Genomic DNA, 17,128 nt, shown 5'->3' on the forward strand with positions numbered 1-17,128 from the left:
GCCGAACACCTGGCACTACACCGGGGTGACGGCCACCACGACCCCCTTCTCCGCCGCCGGTGACACCGCCGCCGACACCCTTGTCGCCGCCGCCCGGGCCACCCGTCCCGCTCGGGAAGCCGCGGACAGCAGCAGGGGCTGGAGTTGTTCCAGACCGGTCACCAGCAGCTCCTCGCTCGCGACCAGCACCGGTCGGGCCGCCTTCGTCGTGGCCGCCGCCGCCTCCGCGAGGTCGGCCAGCGGGGGCAGGGTTGCCCGGACGACGCCTGCTCCGGCGGCCGCGGCGCGTGCTGCGAGGGCGACCTGGAGTGGCATCAGGGGGGCGAGGGCGGCGGTCAGTGCGTCGGCGACGCGGCGGAGTTCGGGGGACGACTCGCGCAGGACGTCCGCTGCCGCCCGGAGTACCGGTGTCACCGCGAGAAGCGCTCCCGCGGCCACGCCCGCCGCCGCGGGCAGCACGGGGGACGTCGCCTCGACCAGGTCGCCGAGGGCGTCCGCGAACTCCTCCACGGCCGGCTCGACCGCGTCCAGCACCGGCAGGAGGCTGTCGCCGATCGCCGTCAGCAGGGCCTGCGCCGGTTCGCTCACGGGGTGCACGGCGAGCGGCGCCCCGCTCGTGCCCAGCCGGGTCAGGGTGTCGACGATCCTGTAGAACGCCTCCTGCGCCTGCGGAGACGCGCTCGCCTCGGCCAGTTCCGCGGTGGTCTCGCGCAGCACGCGCAGCACCTCCGCGCCCGAGCCGTCCCGCGGGTCGAAGGTGTTGATCGCGATCCGGGTGATGTTCCCGGCCGTGTCCAGGAGCTGGCCGGTGATGTCGGTGGTGTTGCGTGCCATGCGCAGCACGTCGTCCCTGCTGGGGAGCGAAGGGATCGTTGCCATGGGCTCTCCTCGGATGGAGCCTCGGTGCCGACGGTCGCCCCTCAGCATGCCTCCATCCGACGGACGCCGTCGCCCCCTCCGGCCCACCCGCGCTACGCCATAGGGGGTATCCATGGCATGAACCGCCTGTTGTCGGGGTTGAGTCGGACAGGTACATCTCGCCGTATCGATCTCAGGAAGCCCAGGAGGAGGTACGCGTGCAGCAGCAGATCCACGGCATCGTCGCGGACGGCTTCGAGGCAGTGCGTGAGGAGTTCGCCGCGTTCGTGGCGGGGGAACGGCCCGACTACGAGGGCCAGTTGTGCGCGTATGTGCACGGCCGGAAGGTGGTCGACCTGTGGGCCGGGGACGGCAATGACGCCGGGTCCCTCTACGGCGTGTTCTCGTCGACCAAGGGCGCCGCCCATCTGGTCGTCGCGCTCCTGGTGCAGGACGGCACGCTGGAGCTGGACCGCAAGGTGACGTACTACTGGCCGGAGTTCGGGACCGAGGGCAAGGCGGGGCTGACCCTGCGGGACCTGGTCACGCATCGCGCCGGGCTGATCGGGCTCGACGCCGGGTTCAGCGAGGACGAGCTGGCCGACGACCGCGTGATCGCCGAACGGCTCGCCGACCAACGGCCGTTCTGGCGCCCGGGCACGGCGTTCGGCTACCACGCGCTGGTCATCGGCGCGCTCACCGGAGAGGTGGTGCGGCGGGCCACGGGCCACACCCTCCAGGAGATCTACGAGGAACGGGTGCGGGCCCCGTACGGGCTGGACTTCTTCCTGGGGCTGCCCGAGGCGCTGGAGCCCCGTTTCCGGTCCGTGCAGCCGATGACCCCGACGGCGAAGGAGCAGGCCGTGCTGGACGCGGCACCGAGGGGGCCGCACACGCTCGGCTCGATCGCGTCCAACTCCCATGTGCCCGGGGCGGGGGACCTGATCGCCCACGCCAACTCCCGTACTGTGCGGGCCAAGGGCCCTGCGTCGGCGGGCGGCGTGGCCGCGGCGCGCGGGCTCGCCGGGATGTACGCGGCGGCGATCAGCGAGGTGGCGGGCCGGCCGCCGTTGCTGAAGCCGGACACGGTCGCCGAGGTCGGGCAGGTCCACTCCGTCGGATACGACCTGGTGGCCCGCGGCCACCGCGCGTTCGGCCTCGGCTTCCAGGCGACGGGCGAGGCCTGGTACCTGTTCCTGGGCGCCGGGGCCTTCGGGCACGCCGGAGCGGGCGGCTCCCAGGCCTTCGCGGACCCGCGCAGCGGGCTGGCGTACGGCTACACCCGGCGGCGCATCGCCTTCCCGGGCGGGGCGGCGCCGGAGAACGAGCGGCTGGTCAAAGCGGTGCACACCGCCGCCCTGGCAAGCTGACGGCGCTGCACCAAGGGGCACAGGCCCTCTGACGCCCACTGCACCGCCGGACACCGGCCGCGAAGAGAGCCGTAGGGGGCGCGTCGGTGTCGAGAGGCCGAACGCGCGGAGGCGCGAAGCGCTGAGCACGATCGGTCTCTCGACACCGACACAAAGCGCCCCCGGAGGCGAACGAAGCCAAAAGATGGAGGCCGCACCCCACGTCCAAGGGTGCGGCCTCCGTCGTAGCAACGAGTGCGTCAGACCAGCGTCACGGTGATATTGCCGCGGGTTGCCTTCGAGTACGGGCAGACCTGGTGGGCCTTCTCCAGGAGGGCCGCGGCCGTTCCCGCGTCGACGTTCGGGATGTGGGCCGAGATCTCGACGATGATCCCGAAGCCGTCGTCGTTCTTGCCGATGCCGACCTTCGCGGTGACCGTCGAGCCGGAGATGTCGGCCTTCTCCTGGCGGGCCACTACGCCCAGCGCGCCCTGGAAGCAGGCGCTGTAGCCGGCCGCGAACAGCTGCTCCGGGTTGGTGCCGGCGCCGCTGCCGCCCAGCTCCTCGGGCGGGTTCACGACGACGTCGAGCTTGCCGTCGTCGGTGGCGACCCGGCCGTCGCGACCGTTCTCGGCGGTGGCGACGGCGGTGTAGAGGACGTCGGTCTGCTGGATGGACATGCGGTTGTCTTCCTCCTCGGTCCGCCGCGACTCGCGCCCACGATCGACGACGGTTTCGGAAAGAAGTTACCGCATGCCGGAAACAGCGGGAAAGGCCGGAAGGCCTACAGCTTGACGATCATCTTTCCGGTGTTGTCGCCGCGCAGGACCCCGAGGAAGGCCTCCAGGTTGTTCTCGATGCCCTCGACGACCGTCTCGCGGTACTTCAGCTGCCCCGAGGCGACCCAGGGGCCGACCTCCCGGACGAACTCGGGCTGCAGGTCGTAGTGGTCGCCGACCAGGACGCCCTCGACGCGGAGCCGGTTCTGCAGGATCTTGACCATGTTGCGCGGGCCGGGGGTCGGCTCGGTCGAGTTGTACTGCGAGATCATGCCGCAGATCACGGCCCGGCCCTTGAGGTTGAGCGCGCCGATCGCGGCCTCGAGGTGCTCGCCGCCGACGTTGTCGAAGTAGACGTCGATGCCGTCCGGGGCGGCCTCCTTGAGCTGCTCCCAGACCGGGCCGTTCTTGTAGTTGAAGGCGGCGTCGAAGCCGTACTCCTCGACGAGGAGCTTGACCTTCTCGTCGGAGCCGGCGGACCCGATGACCCGCGAGGCCCCCTTGAGCTTGGCGATCTGGCCGACCTGGCTGCCGACGGCACCCGCGGCGCCGGACACGAAGACCGCATCGCCCTCCTTGAACGCGCCGACCCGCAGCAGGCCCGCGTACGCCGTCAGACCCGTCATTCCGAGCACACCGAGGTACGTGCTCAGCGGCGCGGCCTCGGGGTCGACCTTGACCGCGGTCTTCGCGTCCACGACCGCGTACTCGCGCCAGCCGAGGAAGTGCAAAACGTGGTCGCCGACGGCGATGCCCTCGGCGTTGGACTCGAGGACCTCGCCGACCGCTCCGCCCTGCATGACCTTGCCCAGCTCGTACGGCGCGACGTACGACTTCGCGTCGCTCATGCGGCCGCGCATGTACGGATCGACCGAGAGGTACTTGTTGCGGACCAGCACCTGACCCTCACCCGGGGCCCCGACCTCCGTCTCGACCAGGGCGAAGTCCTCGGGCTTCGGCCAGCCGACGGGACGGCTGAGCAGGTGCCATTCGCGGTTGATCATGACGAGTGCCTTTCAAGCGTGCGGGAAGTACTCCAGATGCTGCCGGTACCAAATACTTCAGTACCTGAAACAACCATGCTCCTGAATATTTCAGGTTGTCAAGTAACGGGGTACCCTGAACCCATGGCCACTCCACCGCACACCCGTCGTCCCGATGAACTGACCCTGGAGGTCGTCGAGCTCATCGGCGACATCGTGGCCCGCTATCACGAGGACTACGAGAACGCCGCCGCCGAGCACTCGCTGACCGGCGCCCAGGCCCGTCTGCTGAGTCTGCTCTCCCTGGAACCGCTGCCCATGCGCAAGCTGGCCCAGAAACTGAAGTGCGAGCCGTCCAACGTGACCGGCATCGTCGACCGCCTGGAGTCCCGTGGCCTGGTGGAACGCCGCCCCGACCCGGCCGACCGGCGCGTGAAGCTGGCCGCGGCGACGCAGGAGGGCCGACGGGTGGCCAAGGACCTGCGCGAGTCCCTGCGTTTCGCGCGCGAACCGCTGGCGGGGCTCGGCAGGGAGGAACGGCTGGCACTGAGGGGCCTGCTGCAGCGGATGCTGGGCCAGCCCGAGAGCTGAGGCCGGCAGGGCCCGACATGCCAGAGGTCCGGCGCACGGGATGCGTACGCCGGACCTCTACGAACAGGGAGCGGGCCGGGCGGCTCAGCTCCTGCCACGGGGCGTCATGTCTTCCTGCGGGCCGTCATGACGCGCTGGACCAGGATGAAGGCGCACAGCAGCACGCCGGTGGCGATCTTCGTCCACCAGGAGCTGAGCGTGCCCTCGAACTGGATGATGCTCTTGATCAGGCCCAGCACCAGCACACCGAACAGGGTGCCCACCACATAGCCTGACCCGCCCGTCAGGAGCGTGCCGCCGATGACGACCGCGGCGATCGCGTCCAGTTCCATGCCGGTCGCGTGCAGCGGGTCACCGGACTGGATGTAGAGGGTGAACAACAGGCCGGCGAGCGCCGAGCAGAAGCCGCTCACGGTGTACACGGCGATCTTGGTGCCGCCCTGCGGGAGACCCATCAGCAGGGCCGACTGCTCGTTGCCGCCGATGGCGTACACGCGCCGCCCGAAGCGGGTGTAGTGCAGGACGTAGAACGCCACGGCGAGGACGACCAGCGAGACGACCGCGCCGATCGACAGGAACCCCATCCCCAGCGACACCTGCGCCGAGGCCATGCTGCTCACCGAGGAGTCGCTGATGGAGATCGACTCCTTGCTGATGACCAGGCACAGACCGCGGAAGAGGAAGAGGCCGGCGAGGGTCACGATGAAGGGCTGGATCTCGAAGTTGTGGATCACATAGCCCATCAGGAAGCCGCCGAAGGCGCCCACCGCCAGCGCGATGGGGATCACCACCAGGAGGGGCAGCCCCTCGCGCTCCACCAGCCAGGCCGTCAGCATCGTGGTGAAGCCGATCACCGAGCCGACGGACAGGTCGATGCCGCCGGACAGGATGACGAAGGTGGCACCGACCGCGGCGACCAGCAGGTAGCTGTTGTCGATGAACAGATTCAGGAAGACCTGCGGGTCGTCGAACCCGTAGTACTGGTACCGGCCCAGGCCCACCCCGTACATCACGAGGAAGAGCAGGGCGGTCGCCGCGACGGGCAGACGCCGGTCGCCCAGCAGACGCTGGGCCTTGGACGGGGTGCGGCTGTCCACGGCCGTGGGGCTCTGGGTGGTCGCGCTCATCACGACACCTCCATCTTCGGAGCGGCGTCGGTCGCCGCGGCGGTGCCCGCCCCGGCCGCGGCCGGCTTGGCGCCGCCCTTCGCGCCGAACCGGGCGCCGAGCTTGGCACCGAAGACCTTGGCGCGGAACTTCGGGGACTGGAGCAGGCAGACGACGATGACGACGACGGCCTTGAAGACCAGGGTGGTCTGGGTCGGCACACCGATGGTGTAGATCGTGGTCGTCAGGGTCTGGATGACGAGGGCGCCGACCACCGTGCCGCCGATGGAGAACCGGCCGCCCAGCAGCGAGGTGCCGCCGATCACCACCGCGAGGATCGCGTCGAGCTCGATCCACAGACCGGCGTTGTTGCCGTCCGCCGCCGAGGTGTTGGAACTGATCATCAGGCCCGCGATGGCGGCGCACAGCGCGCAGAACACATAGACCATGATCTTGATGCGCCGGGACCTGATGCCCACCAGGCGGCTGGCCTCGGCGTTGCCGCCGACCGACTCGATCAGCAGGCCGAGCGCCGTGCGGCGGGTCAGCACCACGGTGGCGGCGACGACCACGGCCACCACGAAGATGGAGAACGGCAGCGTCAGCCAGTAGCCGCCGCCGATGAGCTTGTACGGGTCGCTGTCGATGGTGATGATCTGGCCGTTGGTGATCAGCTGGGCGACACCGCGTCCGGCGACCATGATGATCAGCGTGGCGATGATCGGCTGAATGCCCATCCTGGCGACCAGGAAGCCGTTCCACAGACCGCAGACGACCGCGGCCAGCAGCCCCAGGCCCATGGCGAGCAGCACCCCGGACAGGGCGTTCTGGTCGGCCTGGTGGCTGATGTACGAGCAGGCGAGTGCCCCGGTGATGGCGACCACGGCGCCGACGGAGAGGTCGATGCCGCCGGTGGCGATGACCACGGTCATGCCGACCGCCACCAGGATGAGGGGCGATCCGAACAGCACGATCGAGACGAGGCTGCCGTAGAGGTGACCGTCCGTCATCTTGACCGAGAAGAAGTCAGGGGTGAAAGGCACGTTGACGAGCAGCAGGAAGACAAGGACCGCGACCGGCCAGAACAGGTGGTGGTGTGTCAGTGCTCGCCATCGGGAGTTGGTGCTCACTGGTGTTCTCCGCTCGCGATGGTCTCCATGATCCGGCTGCTGGTGATCTCAGGTCCGTTGGCGAGCTGCGCCACCAGCCGACGGTCGCGCAGCACTCCGATGGTGTGACTGAGCCGGAGTACCTCCTCCAGCTCGGCCGCGATGTACAGCACGGACATGCCCTCCTCGGAGAGCGAGACCACGAGTTTCTGGATCTCCGCCTTGGCGCCGACGTCGATGCCGCGCGTCGGCTCGTCCAGGATCAGCAGCTTCGGCTGGGTGATCAGCCAGCGGGCCAGCAGCACCTTCTGCTGGTTGCCGCCGCTGAGCCGGCCGACCCTTGCCTCGGGGTTGGCGGGCCGGATGTCCAGCGCCTTGATGTACTTGGCGACGAGTTCGTCGCGCTGGGCGACCGGGATGGGCCGCGTCCAGCCGCGGGAGGCCTGCAGGGCCAGGATGATGTTCTCCCGCACCGTCAGATCGGGCACCAGGCCCTCGGTCTTGCGGTTCTCGGAGCAGAAGGCGACTCCGGCGCCGATCGCGGCGTTCGGGGCGCTCATCGACACCTGCTTGCCGCCGATGGTCACCTTGCCGCTGTCCGGCTGGTCGGCGCCGAAGAGCAGCCGGGCGAGTTCGGTCCGGCCCGATCCCAGCAGGCCGGCGAGTCCGAGCACCTCGCCCTTCTTGATCTCCAGATCGAAGGGGGCGATACCGCCGGTCCTGCCGAGGCCCTCCGCCTTCAGCAGTGTCTCGCCGACGTCGGAGTGCAGCTGCTGGTCGTGCAGCTCCTCCAGCTGGTCCAGGGCCTTGCCGATCATCAGCTGGATCAGCCCGACCTGGTCGAGGTCGGCGACCATGTGCTCGCCGACGAGGGTGCCGTTGCGCAGGACGGTCATCCGGTCGCAGATCTCGTAGATCTGGTCGAGGAAGTGCGAGACGAACAGGATCGCCACGCCCTCGTCCTTGAGCCGCCGCATCAGGCGGAACAGCTCCTGGACCTCGTCGCGGTCGAGGCTGGAGGTCGGCTCGTCCAGGACCAGCACCTTGGTGCCCGATCCCTGGCCGTCGCTGTCGCCCGTGCCCACCGACCGTACGATCGCGACCAGTTGCTGCACGGCCAGCGGGTACGAGGACAGGGGCGCGGTCACGTCGATGTCGAGGCCGAGCCGGTCCACCAGCTCCGCCGCCTCCTTGCGCATCCGCTTCCACTGGATGCGGCCCATGCGGGTGGGCTCACGCCCGATGAAGATGTTCTCCGCCACCGACAGGTTGGGGCAGAGGTTCACCTCCTGGTACACCGTGCTGATGCCGGCCTGCTGCGCCTGCAGCGGGCTGCCGAACCGCACGGACCTGCCGTCCAGGGTGATGGTGCCGCCGTCCAGGGAGTAGACCCCCGTCAGCACCTTGATCAGGGTGGACTTGCCCGCGCCGTTCTCGCCCATCAGGGCGTGGATCTCGCCGGGGAAGAGCCGGAAGTCGACGTCCGACAGAGCCCGTACCCCCGGGAACTCTTTGACTATGCCCGTCATCTGCAGCACGGGCCGCGGCTCTGCCATGGCAGCGCTCCTTGTGGGATCGGTTCACTCCCGCAGGGAGCCCCGTCGGACCGAGGGCTCGGTCGGCCGGAGGCTCCCTGCCGGTGGGTGCGGTGGGTCAGTACTTCCGGGTCGGGAGCGCGGCCTTGGCCTGGTCCTGCGTGTAGTCGCCCTCCTTGGTCTTGATCCAGCGCTCGACCTTCTGGCCTTCGTGGACCTTCTTCACGACCTCCATCAGCTGGGGGCCGAGCAGCGGGTTGCACTCGACGATGCCGTTGATCTTGCCCTGGGACATGGCGACGAAGCCGTCGTGGACGCCGTCGACCGAGACGATCAGGATGTCCTTGCCGGGCTTCTTGCCGGCCGCCTCGATCGACTGGATGGCGCCGATGGCCATGTCGTCGTTGTGCGCGAAGAGCACGTTGATGTCCGAGTGGGACTGCAGGAAGGCCGCCATGACCTGCTTGCCACCGGCCCGGGTGAAGTCACCGCTCTGGCTGACGACGATCTTCCAGTCGGACTTGTGCTCCGCGTCCATGATCTCCTTGAAGCCCTTGCCGCGCTCGATCGCGGGAGCGGCGCCGGTGGTGCCCTCCAGCTGGGCGATCTTCACCGGGCCCTTGAGGCCGGCCTTGGCGATGACCTTCTCCAGCATCCGGGCGGCACGCCGGCCCTCGTCGGTGAAGTCGGAGCCGACCAGCGTGACGTACAGGGAGCTGTCGGAGGTCTCCACCGAGCGGTCGGTGAGGACCACCGGGATCTTCGCGGCCTTGGCCTCCTTGAGCACCGCGTCCCAGCCGGTGACGACCACCGGCGAGAAGGCGATGACGTCCACCTTCTGCGCGATGTAGCTGCGGATCGCGGAGATCTGGTTCTCCTGCTTCTGCTGGGCGTCGGAGAACTTGAGGTTGATGCCCGCATCCTTGGCCGCGGACTTCACCGAGGTGGTGTTGGCGGCGCGCCAGCCGCTCTCCGCGCCGACCTGGGAGAAGCCGAGCGTGATCGCCTTGCCGCCGCCTCCGGAGCCGGAGCCGGAGCCGGAGTCGTCCTTCTTGGCGCAGGCGGCCAGGCCACCCGCGGCTGCCACGCCGACCGCCGCGGTGAGGAAGTTCCTTCTGTTGAGCATGTTCTTCTCCTTTGAAGAGCCGGCCCGTGGACGGACCCGCTGGTACTCGATGGGACCGGCCGCACTACGTCCAGCCTGTCGATCATTGTTCGGAATTTCGGCCACACACAACCGCGTGTGTGGTTGGTCGGTACGTCAGAGAGGTACGCCCTCCGGTTGGACGGCGTGCGGGAAGGTACTGGCCCGGACGACCAGTTGGGGTTCGATGGCGATCCTGCGCGCGGTGGCGGGTGGCCGCCCCTCGATCAGCTCCAGGAGCATCGCGATGCCGCGCTTTCCCACCGTCGAGAAGTCCTGCCGGACGGTGGTGAGGGGAGGTGCGAAGTACTCCGACTCCGGGATGTCGTCGAAGCCCACCACCGCCACGTCCTGGGGCGTCCGGACCCCGGCCTCGCGCAGCGCCCGCAACACCCCCAGCGCCATCTGGTCGTTGGCGACGAAGACGGCGGTCAGCCCCCGGCCCACCCAGCCGGCCAGTTCCTGGCCGGCGCGGTAACCCGACAGCGGACTCCAGTCCCCGCGCAGCAGCACGGGCGGCTCCGCCCCCGCCGCTTCGAGGGTCGCCCGCCAGCCGGCCGCCCGGTCGGCCGCCTCCTGCCACTCCTCGGGCCCGGCGAGGTGCCAGACGTTGCGGTGGCCGGCGGCCAGCAGGTGGCCGGTGGCCAGCGCGGCACCGAGGTGCTGGTCCACGCTGACGCTGGGAATCTCCACGCCCGGACCGCTGCCCACGACCACCACCGGGAAGGGGCAGCGCAGTTCGGCCAGTGCGACCACGGCGGACCGCTGCGGGGCGATCGCGACCACGCCTTCCACCCCGCCCTCACTGAGGTGGTCCAGGGCCTCGGACAGCGTCTCCACGGTCAGCTTGCGCAACGTGACCGTCGAGACGAGGTACCCCTCGGCCCGTGCCGCCTCCTCCAGCGCGAACAAGGTGCTGGCCGGACCGTAGAGGGTGGTGTCGGAGGCCACCACCCCCAGCGTCCGGGTGCGCCGGGTCACCAGGGCCCGTGCGGAGGAGTTGCGGCGGTAGCCCGTCTCCTCGATCACACGCAGCACCCTGGCCCGTGTCTCGTCCCGCACGTTGGGATGGTTCCCCAGCACGCGGGACACCGTCTGGTGGGACACGCCTGCCAGGCGTGCCACATCGGCCATGGTGGGCGGCCGAAGCTGCGCGTTGGTCACGGCCGCACCTCCTTGGCGCTCGTCTGCCGGCAAAGCCCGGGTTGTGGGCGGACGGTCCCGCCCTGCGGCTCCACCCAGGTCACCGGGAAGACCCAACAGCACTGGCGGGATCGACTGGTCGGGACACTGCGGGCACGACGCTCATATCTCCCACGCTGACGTTGGACGCTGACCGGTGAATGCGGAGGTCATTGTGAGCGCTAACAAATCACGGCGGTCAAGAGGGCTGCAGGCGGAAGGCCGTCACGGTTGAATAACGCGGCCGGAAAAGGCCTGGCCGAACGGCCACCGAGGGGGTGCCTCAACCGCCATCACATCAGGCACAGTTGAGGCCGACCGCGGCGCTACCCACACCACCACCGGAAACCCGCGCACACCCGCGACAGCGACGGAGACGGCCACGAAGACACGCCCGAGCCGGGCAGGGGATCCAGCCCGAACAAGGCGGCCACGTCGAGCCGCAGGACACGGGAAACGCCCCGCCGAGCGCCCGCTCAAGCCATGCCTCAACCGCCACCCATCACCCGCAGTTGACGCCGACCGCAGCACTGCCCACACCACCACCGGAAACCCGCGCACGCCCGCGACAGCGACGGAGACGGCCGCGAAGACACGCCCGAGCCGGGCAGGGGATCCAGCCCGAACAAGGCGGCCACGTCGAGCCGCAGGACACCGGAAACGCCCCGCCGAGCGGCCACCCAGGGGCGCCTCAACCGCCACCACATCACACGCAGTTGACGCCGACCAGCAGTCCTGCACACACCACCACCGCCGGAAACCCCCGCACGCCGGCCACGAAGGCGGAGACGCCGACGGGGACGGATCGGAGGTCGTCGAGTCCGGGGCCGGCGGGGCGTCAACCGGAGGAGGCCAGGAAAGGCCCGGTCGCGCGGCCGCTCAGGCCGCTCCTCAACCGCCGCCGCATCAGGCCAAGTTGACGCCGACCAGCAGTCTTACGTACACCACCACAGGAAGCGTTTGCACGTCTCCGACGGCGACGGCTGCGGGGACGGGTTGGAGGTCGTCGGGTCCGAGGTCGGGGTCGAGCCCGAGGCGGGCGGCGGCGTCGAGCCGGAGGAACCGGTGACGGCTGCCGACCGGGTCGGCTTGCCGGGGGTCGGGGACGCGTCGGCTTTGCCATCGGCTGACTTGGACGCCGACGGCGAGGCGGAGGTGTCCGGGGAGGCCGAGGGCTTGCCGTCGGAGGCACCCCTCCCGCCGCCCCGCTGCCCTGCGGCCTCGCTCGGCTCCGCCTTCGAGTGGTCGACCTCGGACGACGCGTCCCCGGCCGCGGACGGATCCGGGGACGAGGAGAACACCGGCGCGTCCATGCCGACTTCGGCCAGACTCAACCCACCCGCCGCCAGGACGAAACCCGCGGCGACGAGCAGCGTGCGCTTGCGGCGCCGGCGGTGGAGTGCGGCCTTGCGGTCGCGACGGCTCGCGTCCGTCACGCCGTCCGCGCCGGCAGGACCCCGACGGCCGCCACGGCCCTGCTCGCGGCGGCGCGCGGCGCGCCCGTGCGGCTCGTCGCTCTCGCCTTCGTGACCGCCGTGCCCCTCGTCGTCGGGGTGGGCGGCCGGGTCGTCGGGAGCCACCGGTGCTTCATGATCGACGGGAGCGACGGCGGATTCGTAGGGCTCCGGCTCATAGGCATCGGCATCCCAGTACCCGCGCATCTGCTCGACGCGCGTCCCGCACCCCGGACAGGCGAGGGCGCCGTTGAGGTGCCGTTGGCACGGGTGGCAGTAGTCCATGACGCGGGAAGATTAAGTTCCCGGAGGGTCACGTTCCTAGGCACGGCTGTGAAGGTTGTGTGGGAAACCGGCCAAATCGACGCGACCGTCCGAGTGAACTGGCACACACCGGGGAGGGGCCACCTGGGCAAGAGGCGTCGAAACTGGCGAAACCGTTGGGCGTCCTACCCATTGACACCCCGCTCACACCGTCCTTACTGTCTGCCCAGCATTTCGAACATGAGCCGAAATCTCGAACAGCCGAAGGGTAACTTCCGTGCGCATCACCGGAATCAGCACGCACGTGGTCGGGACACCGTGGCGCAACCTGACCTACGTCCTGGTGCACACCGACGAAGGCATCACGGGTGTGGGCGAGACCCGCATGCTGGGTCACACCGACGCGCTGATCGGATACCTGAGAGAGGCCGAACAGAACCATATTCTCGGCTCGGACCCGTTCGCCGTCGAGGACCTGACCCGCCGTATGAAGTACGGCGACTACGGCCGCGCCGGCGAGATCGTGATGTCGGGCATCGCCGTCGTCGAGATGGCCTGCTGGGACATCAAGGGCAAGGCCCTCGGCGTGCCGGTGTGGCAGCTGCTCGGCGGCAAGGTGACCGACAAGGTCAAGGCCTACGCCAACGGCTGGTACACCACCGAGCGGACGCCCGAGGCGTACCACAAGGCCGCTCAGGGCGTCATGGAGCGCGGTTACCGGGCGCTGAAGATCGACCCCTTCGGCACCGGGCACTTCGAGCTCGACCACGAGCAGACCATGTACGCGGTCTCGCTGATCGAGGCCGTCCGGGACGCCATCGGCCCCGAGTCCGAGCTGATGCTGGAGATGCACGGCCGCTTCTCCCCCGCCACCGCCGTCCGCCTGGCCAAGGAGCTCGCGCCCTTCAAGCCCGCCTGGCTGGAGGAGCCGGTGCCGCCGGAGAACCTCAAGGCGCTGGAGAAGGTCGCCGCGAAGGTGGACATGCCGGTGGCCACGGGTGAGCGCATCCACGACCGGATCGAGTTCCGGGAGCTCTTCGAGAGCCAGGCCGTCGACATCATCCAGCCCGACGTCGGCCACATCGGCGGCATCTGGGAGACGCGCAAGCTGGCCGCGACCGCCGAGACCCACTACATGCTGGTCGCCCCGCACAACGTCGGTGGCTCCGTGCTCACCGCCGCCTCCCTCCAGGTCGGCTTCACCTCCCCGAACTTCAAGATCCTCGAGCACTTCAACGACTTCGCGGACGCCGAGATCAAGAAGGTGATCAAGGGCGCGCCGCAGGTGAACCCGGAGGACGGCTGCTTCCACATCTCCGACGCGCCCGGTCTGGGCGTGGAGCTGGACGTGGACGCCGCTGCCGAGTTCCCCCAGCAGCGGGCACACTTCGATCTGTGGGCCGAGGGCTGGGAGAAGCGGAACCCGAAGGGCGACCAGTGAGCTCCGCCGCTGTCGTCGTCGACGCCCCGGGCACCTTCCACCTGGCCGAGCACACCCCCCGTGACCCCGGTCCGGGCGAGGCGCTGGTACGGGTGCACGCGAGCGGGATCTGCGGCAGCGACCGGGAGCTGTTCCAGGGCAACCGGCCCGAGGGATACGTGCGCTATCCGCTCACGCCCGGCCACGAGTGGTCCGGAACGGTGGAGCAGGTCGGCGCCGGGGTCACCGGGACGCTGGTCGGCCGCAAGGTGGTCGGCGAGGGCTTCCGGAACTGCCAGGTGTGCGACCGCTGCCACGCGGGTGAGACCACGCTGTGCAGCGCCGGGTACGAGGAGACCGGGTTCACCCAGCCGGGCGCGATGGCGCCCACGCTGACCCTCCCGGCGCGGCTGCTGCACGTGCTGCCCGACGACGCCGACCTGACGGCGGCGGCCCTGCTGGAGCCGGCCGCCTGCATCGCGGCCGCCGCTCTCAAGGCGAACGCGCAGCCCGGCGAGAAGGTCGCCGTGGTCGGCACCGGCACCCTCGGGATGTTCGCGGTGCAGTTCCTCAAGGCCGTCTCGCCGGTGGAGCTGCTGGTCGTCGGCACCCGCCGGGACCGCGAGACGCTGTCGCGGCAGTACGGCGCGACCGACTTCCGTACGAAGGACGAGCCGCTCCCGGACGACTTCGACGTCGTCATCGAGACCGCCGGGTCCGCCGACGCCGCGCGGACCTCCGCCGCTCTGCTGCGGCGTGGCGGGCGCCTGGTCCTCACGGGGATCCCGGCGCCGGGCGCGAACGGGCTCGACCCCACGGATCTCGTCGTACGGCAGCTGGAGGTGCACTCCGTCTTCGGGGCGCCGCCGGACGCGTGGGCGCACACCGTGCGGGTGTTCGGGGCCGGGTTGCTCGACCCGCTGCCGCTGGTCACGCACGAGCTGCCGCTCGCCGAGTTCCCGCAGGCCATCGAGCTCGTCGGGTCCGGTGATCCGAAGGTCGGCAAGGTCCTCCTTCGCCCCTAGCAGTACGCCGGTGCGGGGGGACCTGACGACCCGCACCGGCGTACACCCAAGCCCCGCACGGTTTGAGCCGCGAACTTCGTCCGAAATTTCGAACACTAAGGACACCTTGTGACCGACGCTTCCGCCCCGGCAGCCCGTCGACCCGGCGAGCAGGCGCTCGCCGCCCTCGGTCTGGGCGCGCCCGACCTCTCCCCCGCCGACGCCTCGCCCCACACCTTCCCGGGTGGCGGCCGCTGGCGCACCGAGATCCCCTCGTGCGAGGGTCCCGAAGCGCTGGCCGTCGTCCTGAAGGAGGCCTCGCGGCTCGATGTGCCGATCCACCGGATCAGCCAGGGCAGCGGCGTATGGATGCTGACCGATGCCGAGATCACCGAGATGGTCGAGGCGACCGGCGAACGCGACATCGAACTCTGCCTGTTCACCGGGCCGCGCGGCACCTGGGACATCGGCGGTTCCACGCGCACCGACTCTCGGGGGGCCGGTCTGCGTGCCCGCGGGTACGACGCCGTCGCGGGGTGCGTGGAAGACGCCGTCCGCGCCACGGAGTTGGGCGTCAAGTGCCTCCTGGTCGCCGACGAGGGCGTGCTGTGGACGCTGCACCGCGCACGCGTCGCCGGGATCATCCCGGCCGACACGACCCTGAAGGTCTCGGCGCTGATCGGTCCGGTCAACCCGGCCGCGTACGCGGTGTACGAGCAGCTGGGCGGCGACTCCATCAACGTGCCCAGCGACCTGACACTGGATCACCTCACCGAGATCCGGCGGGTCTCCGCCGCTCCCATGGACATGTACATCGAGGCCCCCGACGACCTGGGGGGATATGTCCGGATGTATGAGGTCGCCGAGCTGATCAGACGCGGGGCGCCGCTGTACCTGAAGTTCGGGCTGTCCAAGGCGCCCGGCATCTACCCGTACGGCAACCACATGCGGGACCTGACGCTGGCCACCGCCAAGGAGCGCGTCCGGCGCGGCCGCCTGGCCCTCGACCTGCTCGCACGGCACGGAGCCGACGGCGACATGGCACCCCTCGGGTCGCGCCTGCCCGGCACGCTCAAGCGGTTCGGCACGTCCGTATAACGTTCAAACAACGCCCCTTCACAGAAGAAGACGGGCTCAAACAGAATCCCACATACCACTCGGTCTCCGCACCCGCCGTCCAAGCGTCCTTGCACCACCAGACCGAGCCTGCCCCACAGACATCAAGGATGATGATCATGCGCACTCGCAGAGCCGCACTCGCCGCCGTCGCCGGAGCCGCTTCCCTCGCCCTGACCCTGTCCGCCTGCGGTCAGAGCAGCGAGGGCGGCAGCAAGGAGGACAAGGGCAGCGCCAAGGGGGGCACCATCGGTATCGCGATGCCCACCAAGTCCTCCGAGCGCTGGATCGCCGACGGCAAGAACGTCGTCAAGGACCTGCAGGCCAAGGGCTACAAGACCAAGCTGGTCTACGGCGAGGACGACCCCGACCAGCAGGTGTCGCAGATCGAGAACCTGATCACGCAGGGCGTCAAGGGCCTGATCATCGCGGCCATCGACAACAAGTCGCTGAACAACGTGCTGCAGCAGGCCGCGGACGCCAAGATCCCGGTGATCTCCTACGACCGCCTGATCCTCGGCACGAAGAACGTCGACTACTACGCCTCGTTCGACAACGAGAAGGTCGGCAAGCTCCAGGGCTCGTACATCGTGCACAAGCTCGGCCTGGACAGCGGCAAGAAGGGCCCGTTCAACATCGAGCTGTTCGCCGGCTCCAACGACGACAACAACACCAAGTACTTCTTCAACGGCGCGATGAGCGTGCTCCAGCCGTACATCGACAAGAAGCAGCTGGTCGTCAAGTCCAAGCAGACGGCGCTCAACAAGGTCACCACGCTGCGCTGGGACGGTGCCACCGCGCAGAAGCGCATGGAGGACATCCTCACCTCCACGTACACCAGCGGCAAGGTCGACGCGGTCCTGTCGCCGTACGACGGCATCTCCATCGGCATCATCGCCGCCCTGAAGTCGGACGGTTACGGCTCGGCCAGCAAGCCGCTGCCCGTCATCACCGGCCAGGACGCCGAGCTCGCCTCGGTGAAGTCGATCATCGCGGGCCAGCAGACGCAGACCGTCTACAAGGACATCCGCAAGCTGGCCAAGGTCGCCTCGAACATGATCGACGACGTCCTCAACGGCAAGAAGCCCGAGATCAACGACACCAAGTCGTACGGCAACGGTGTCAAGACCGTCCCGGCCTACCTGCTGCAGCCGGTGAGCGTCGACAAGACCAACTACACCAAGGAACTGGTCGACACCGGCTACTACACGGCTGACCAGCTGAAGTAGTCCCC

General features: G+C 69.4%; 15 protein-coding genes. 6 read left to right on the plus strand and 9 right to left on the minus strand.

The window, feature by feature from the left end; translation table 11 throughout:
* Positions 1–15 precede the first annotated feature (15 nt).
* On the minus strand, positions 16–879 hold the full coding sequence (locus ACFY1E_RS01665; RefSeq protein WP_389070123.1) for a hypothetical protein: 864 nt from the start codon (positions 877–879) through the stop codon (positions 16–18).
* Positions 880–1,076: 197 nt separating this feature from the next.
* Here ACFY1E_RS01665 and ACFY1E_RS01670 point away from each other — a divergent pair, with 197 nt between their 5' ends.
* The gene (locus ACFY1E_RS01670; protein ID WP_389070125.1) at positions 1,077–2,228 is read left to right on the plus strand and encodes a serine hydrolase domain-containing protein; all 1,152 of its coding nucleotides are present in this window, start codon (positions 1,077–1,079) and stop codon (positions 2,226–2,228) included.
* A gap of 239 nt (positions 2,229–2,467) precedes the next feature.
* Here the strand turns inward: ACFY1E_RS01670 and ACFY1E_RS01675 are convergent, their stop codons facing one another.
* Positions 2,468–2,887 carry an organic hydroperoxide resistance protein gene (locus ACFY1E_RS01675; protein ID WP_389070127.1) on the minus strand — a complete coding sequence of 140 codons (420 nt, stop codon included), beginning with the start codon at positions 2,885–2,887 and terminating at the stop codon, positions 2,468–2,470.
* A gap of 104 nt (positions 2,888–2,991) precedes the next feature.
* Complete coding sequence (locus ACFY1E_RS01680; protein ID WP_389070130.1) at positions 2,992–3,990, minus strand: NADP-dependent oxidoreductase; 999 nt, start codon at positions 3,988–3,990, stop codon at positions 2,992–2,994.
* Positions 3,991–4,113: 123 nt separating this feature from the next.
* Between ACFY1E_RS01680 and ACFY1E_RS01685 the strand changes: the two genes are divergently transcribed.
* Positions 4,114–4,560, plus strand: a complete 447-nt coding sequence (locus tag ACFY1E_RS01685) for a MarR family winged helix-turn-helix transcriptional regulator (RefSeq protein WP_389070132.1) — start codon at positions 4,114–4,116, stop codon at positions 4,558–4,560.
* A gap of 104 nt (positions 4,561–4,664) precedes the next feature.
* Here ACFY1E_RS01685 and yjfF read toward each other — a convergent pair whose 3' ends face one another.
* From yjfF to ACFY1E_RS01715, 6 genes are all read right to left on the minus strand, one after another.
* Complete coding sequence (gene yjfF, locus ACFY1E_RS01690; protein ID WP_389070135.1) at positions 4,665–5,687, minus strand: galactofuranose ABC transporter, permease protein YjfF; 1,023 nt, start codon at positions 5,685–5,687, stop codon at positions 4,665–4,667.
* A complete protein-coding gene (locus ACFY1E_RS01695; RefSeq protein ID WP_389070137.1) occupies positions 5,687–6,796 on the minus strand; it encodes an ABC transporter permease in 1,110 nt (369 codons plus the stop codon). The genes yjfF and ACFY1E_RS01695 overlap by 1 nt, the downstream gene beginning before the upstream one ends.
* On the minus strand, positions 6,793–8,331 hold the full coding sequence (locus ACFY1E_RS01700; RefSeq protein ID WP_389070139.1) for a sugar ABC transporter ATP-binding protein: 1,539 nt from the start codon (positions 8,329–8,331) through the stop codon (positions 6,793–6,795). Before ACFY1E_RS01700 ends, ACFY1E_RS01695 begins: the two co-directional genes overlap by 4 nt.
* 97 nt (positions 8,332–8,428) lie before the next feature.
* Positions 8,429–9,436, minus strand: coding sequence for an ABC transporter substrate-binding protein (locus ACFY1E_RS01705; protein WP_389070141.1), 1,008 nt, complete (start codon positions 9,434–9,436; stop codon positions 8,429–8,431).
* Between the two features lie 135 nt (positions 9,437–9,571).
* Complete coding sequence (locus tag ACFY1E_RS01710; RefSeq protein WP_389070143.1) at positions 9,572–10,618, minus strand: LacI family DNA-binding transcriptional regulator; 1,047 nt, start codon at positions 10,616–10,618, stop codon at positions 9,572–9,574.
* Positions 10,619–11,571: 953 nt separating this feature from the next.
* The gene (locus ACFY1E_RS01715; protein ID WP_389070144.1) at positions 11,572–12,375 is read right to left on the minus strand and encodes a hypothetical protein; all 804 of its coding nucleotides are present in this window, start codon (positions 12,373–12,375) and stop codon (positions 11,572–11,574) included.
* Between the two features lie 256 nt (positions 12,376–12,631).
* Between ACFY1E_RS01715 and ACFY1E_RS01720 the strand changes: the two genes are divergently transcribed.
* From ACFY1E_RS01720 to chvE, 4 genes are all read left to right on the plus strand, one after another.
* Positions 12,632–13,795, plus strand: a complete 1,164-nt coding sequence (locus ACFY1E_RS01720) for a mandelate racemase/muconate lactonizing enzyme family protein (protein WP_389070147.1) — start codon at positions 12,632–12,634, stop codon at positions 13,793–13,795.
* On the plus strand, positions 13,792–14,799 hold the full coding sequence (locus tag ACFY1E_RS01725) for a zinc-binding dehydrogenase (RefSeq protein WP_389070149.1): 1,008 nt from the start codon (positions 13,792–13,794) through the stop codon (positions 14,797–14,799). Before ACFY1E_RS01720 ends, ACFY1E_RS01725 begins: the two co-directional genes overlap by 4 nt.
* A 108-nt stretch (positions 14,800–14,907) precedes the next feature.
* On the plus strand, positions 14,908–15,876 hold the full coding sequence (locus tag ACFY1E_RS01730; RefSeq protein ID WP_389070151.1) for a hypothetical protein: 969 nt from the start codon (positions 14,908–14,910) through the stop codon (positions 15,874–15,876).
* Between the two features lie 137 nt (positions 15,877–16,013).
* The gene (chvE, locus tag ACFY1E_RS01735; RefSeq protein WP_389070153.1) at positions 16,014–17,123 is read left to right on the plus strand and encodes a multiple monosaccharide ABC transporter substrate-binding protein; all 1,110 of its coding nucleotides are present in this window, start codon (positions 16,014–16,016) and stop codon (positions 17,121–17,123) included.
* Positions 17,124–17,128 lie beyond the last annotated feature (5 nt).

Origin of the sequence: Streptomyces sp. NPDC001604 (assembly GCF_042893475.1) — a bacterium.
Lineage (GTDB): Bacteria > Actinomycetota > Actinomycetes > Streptomycetales > Streptomycetaceae > Streptomyces.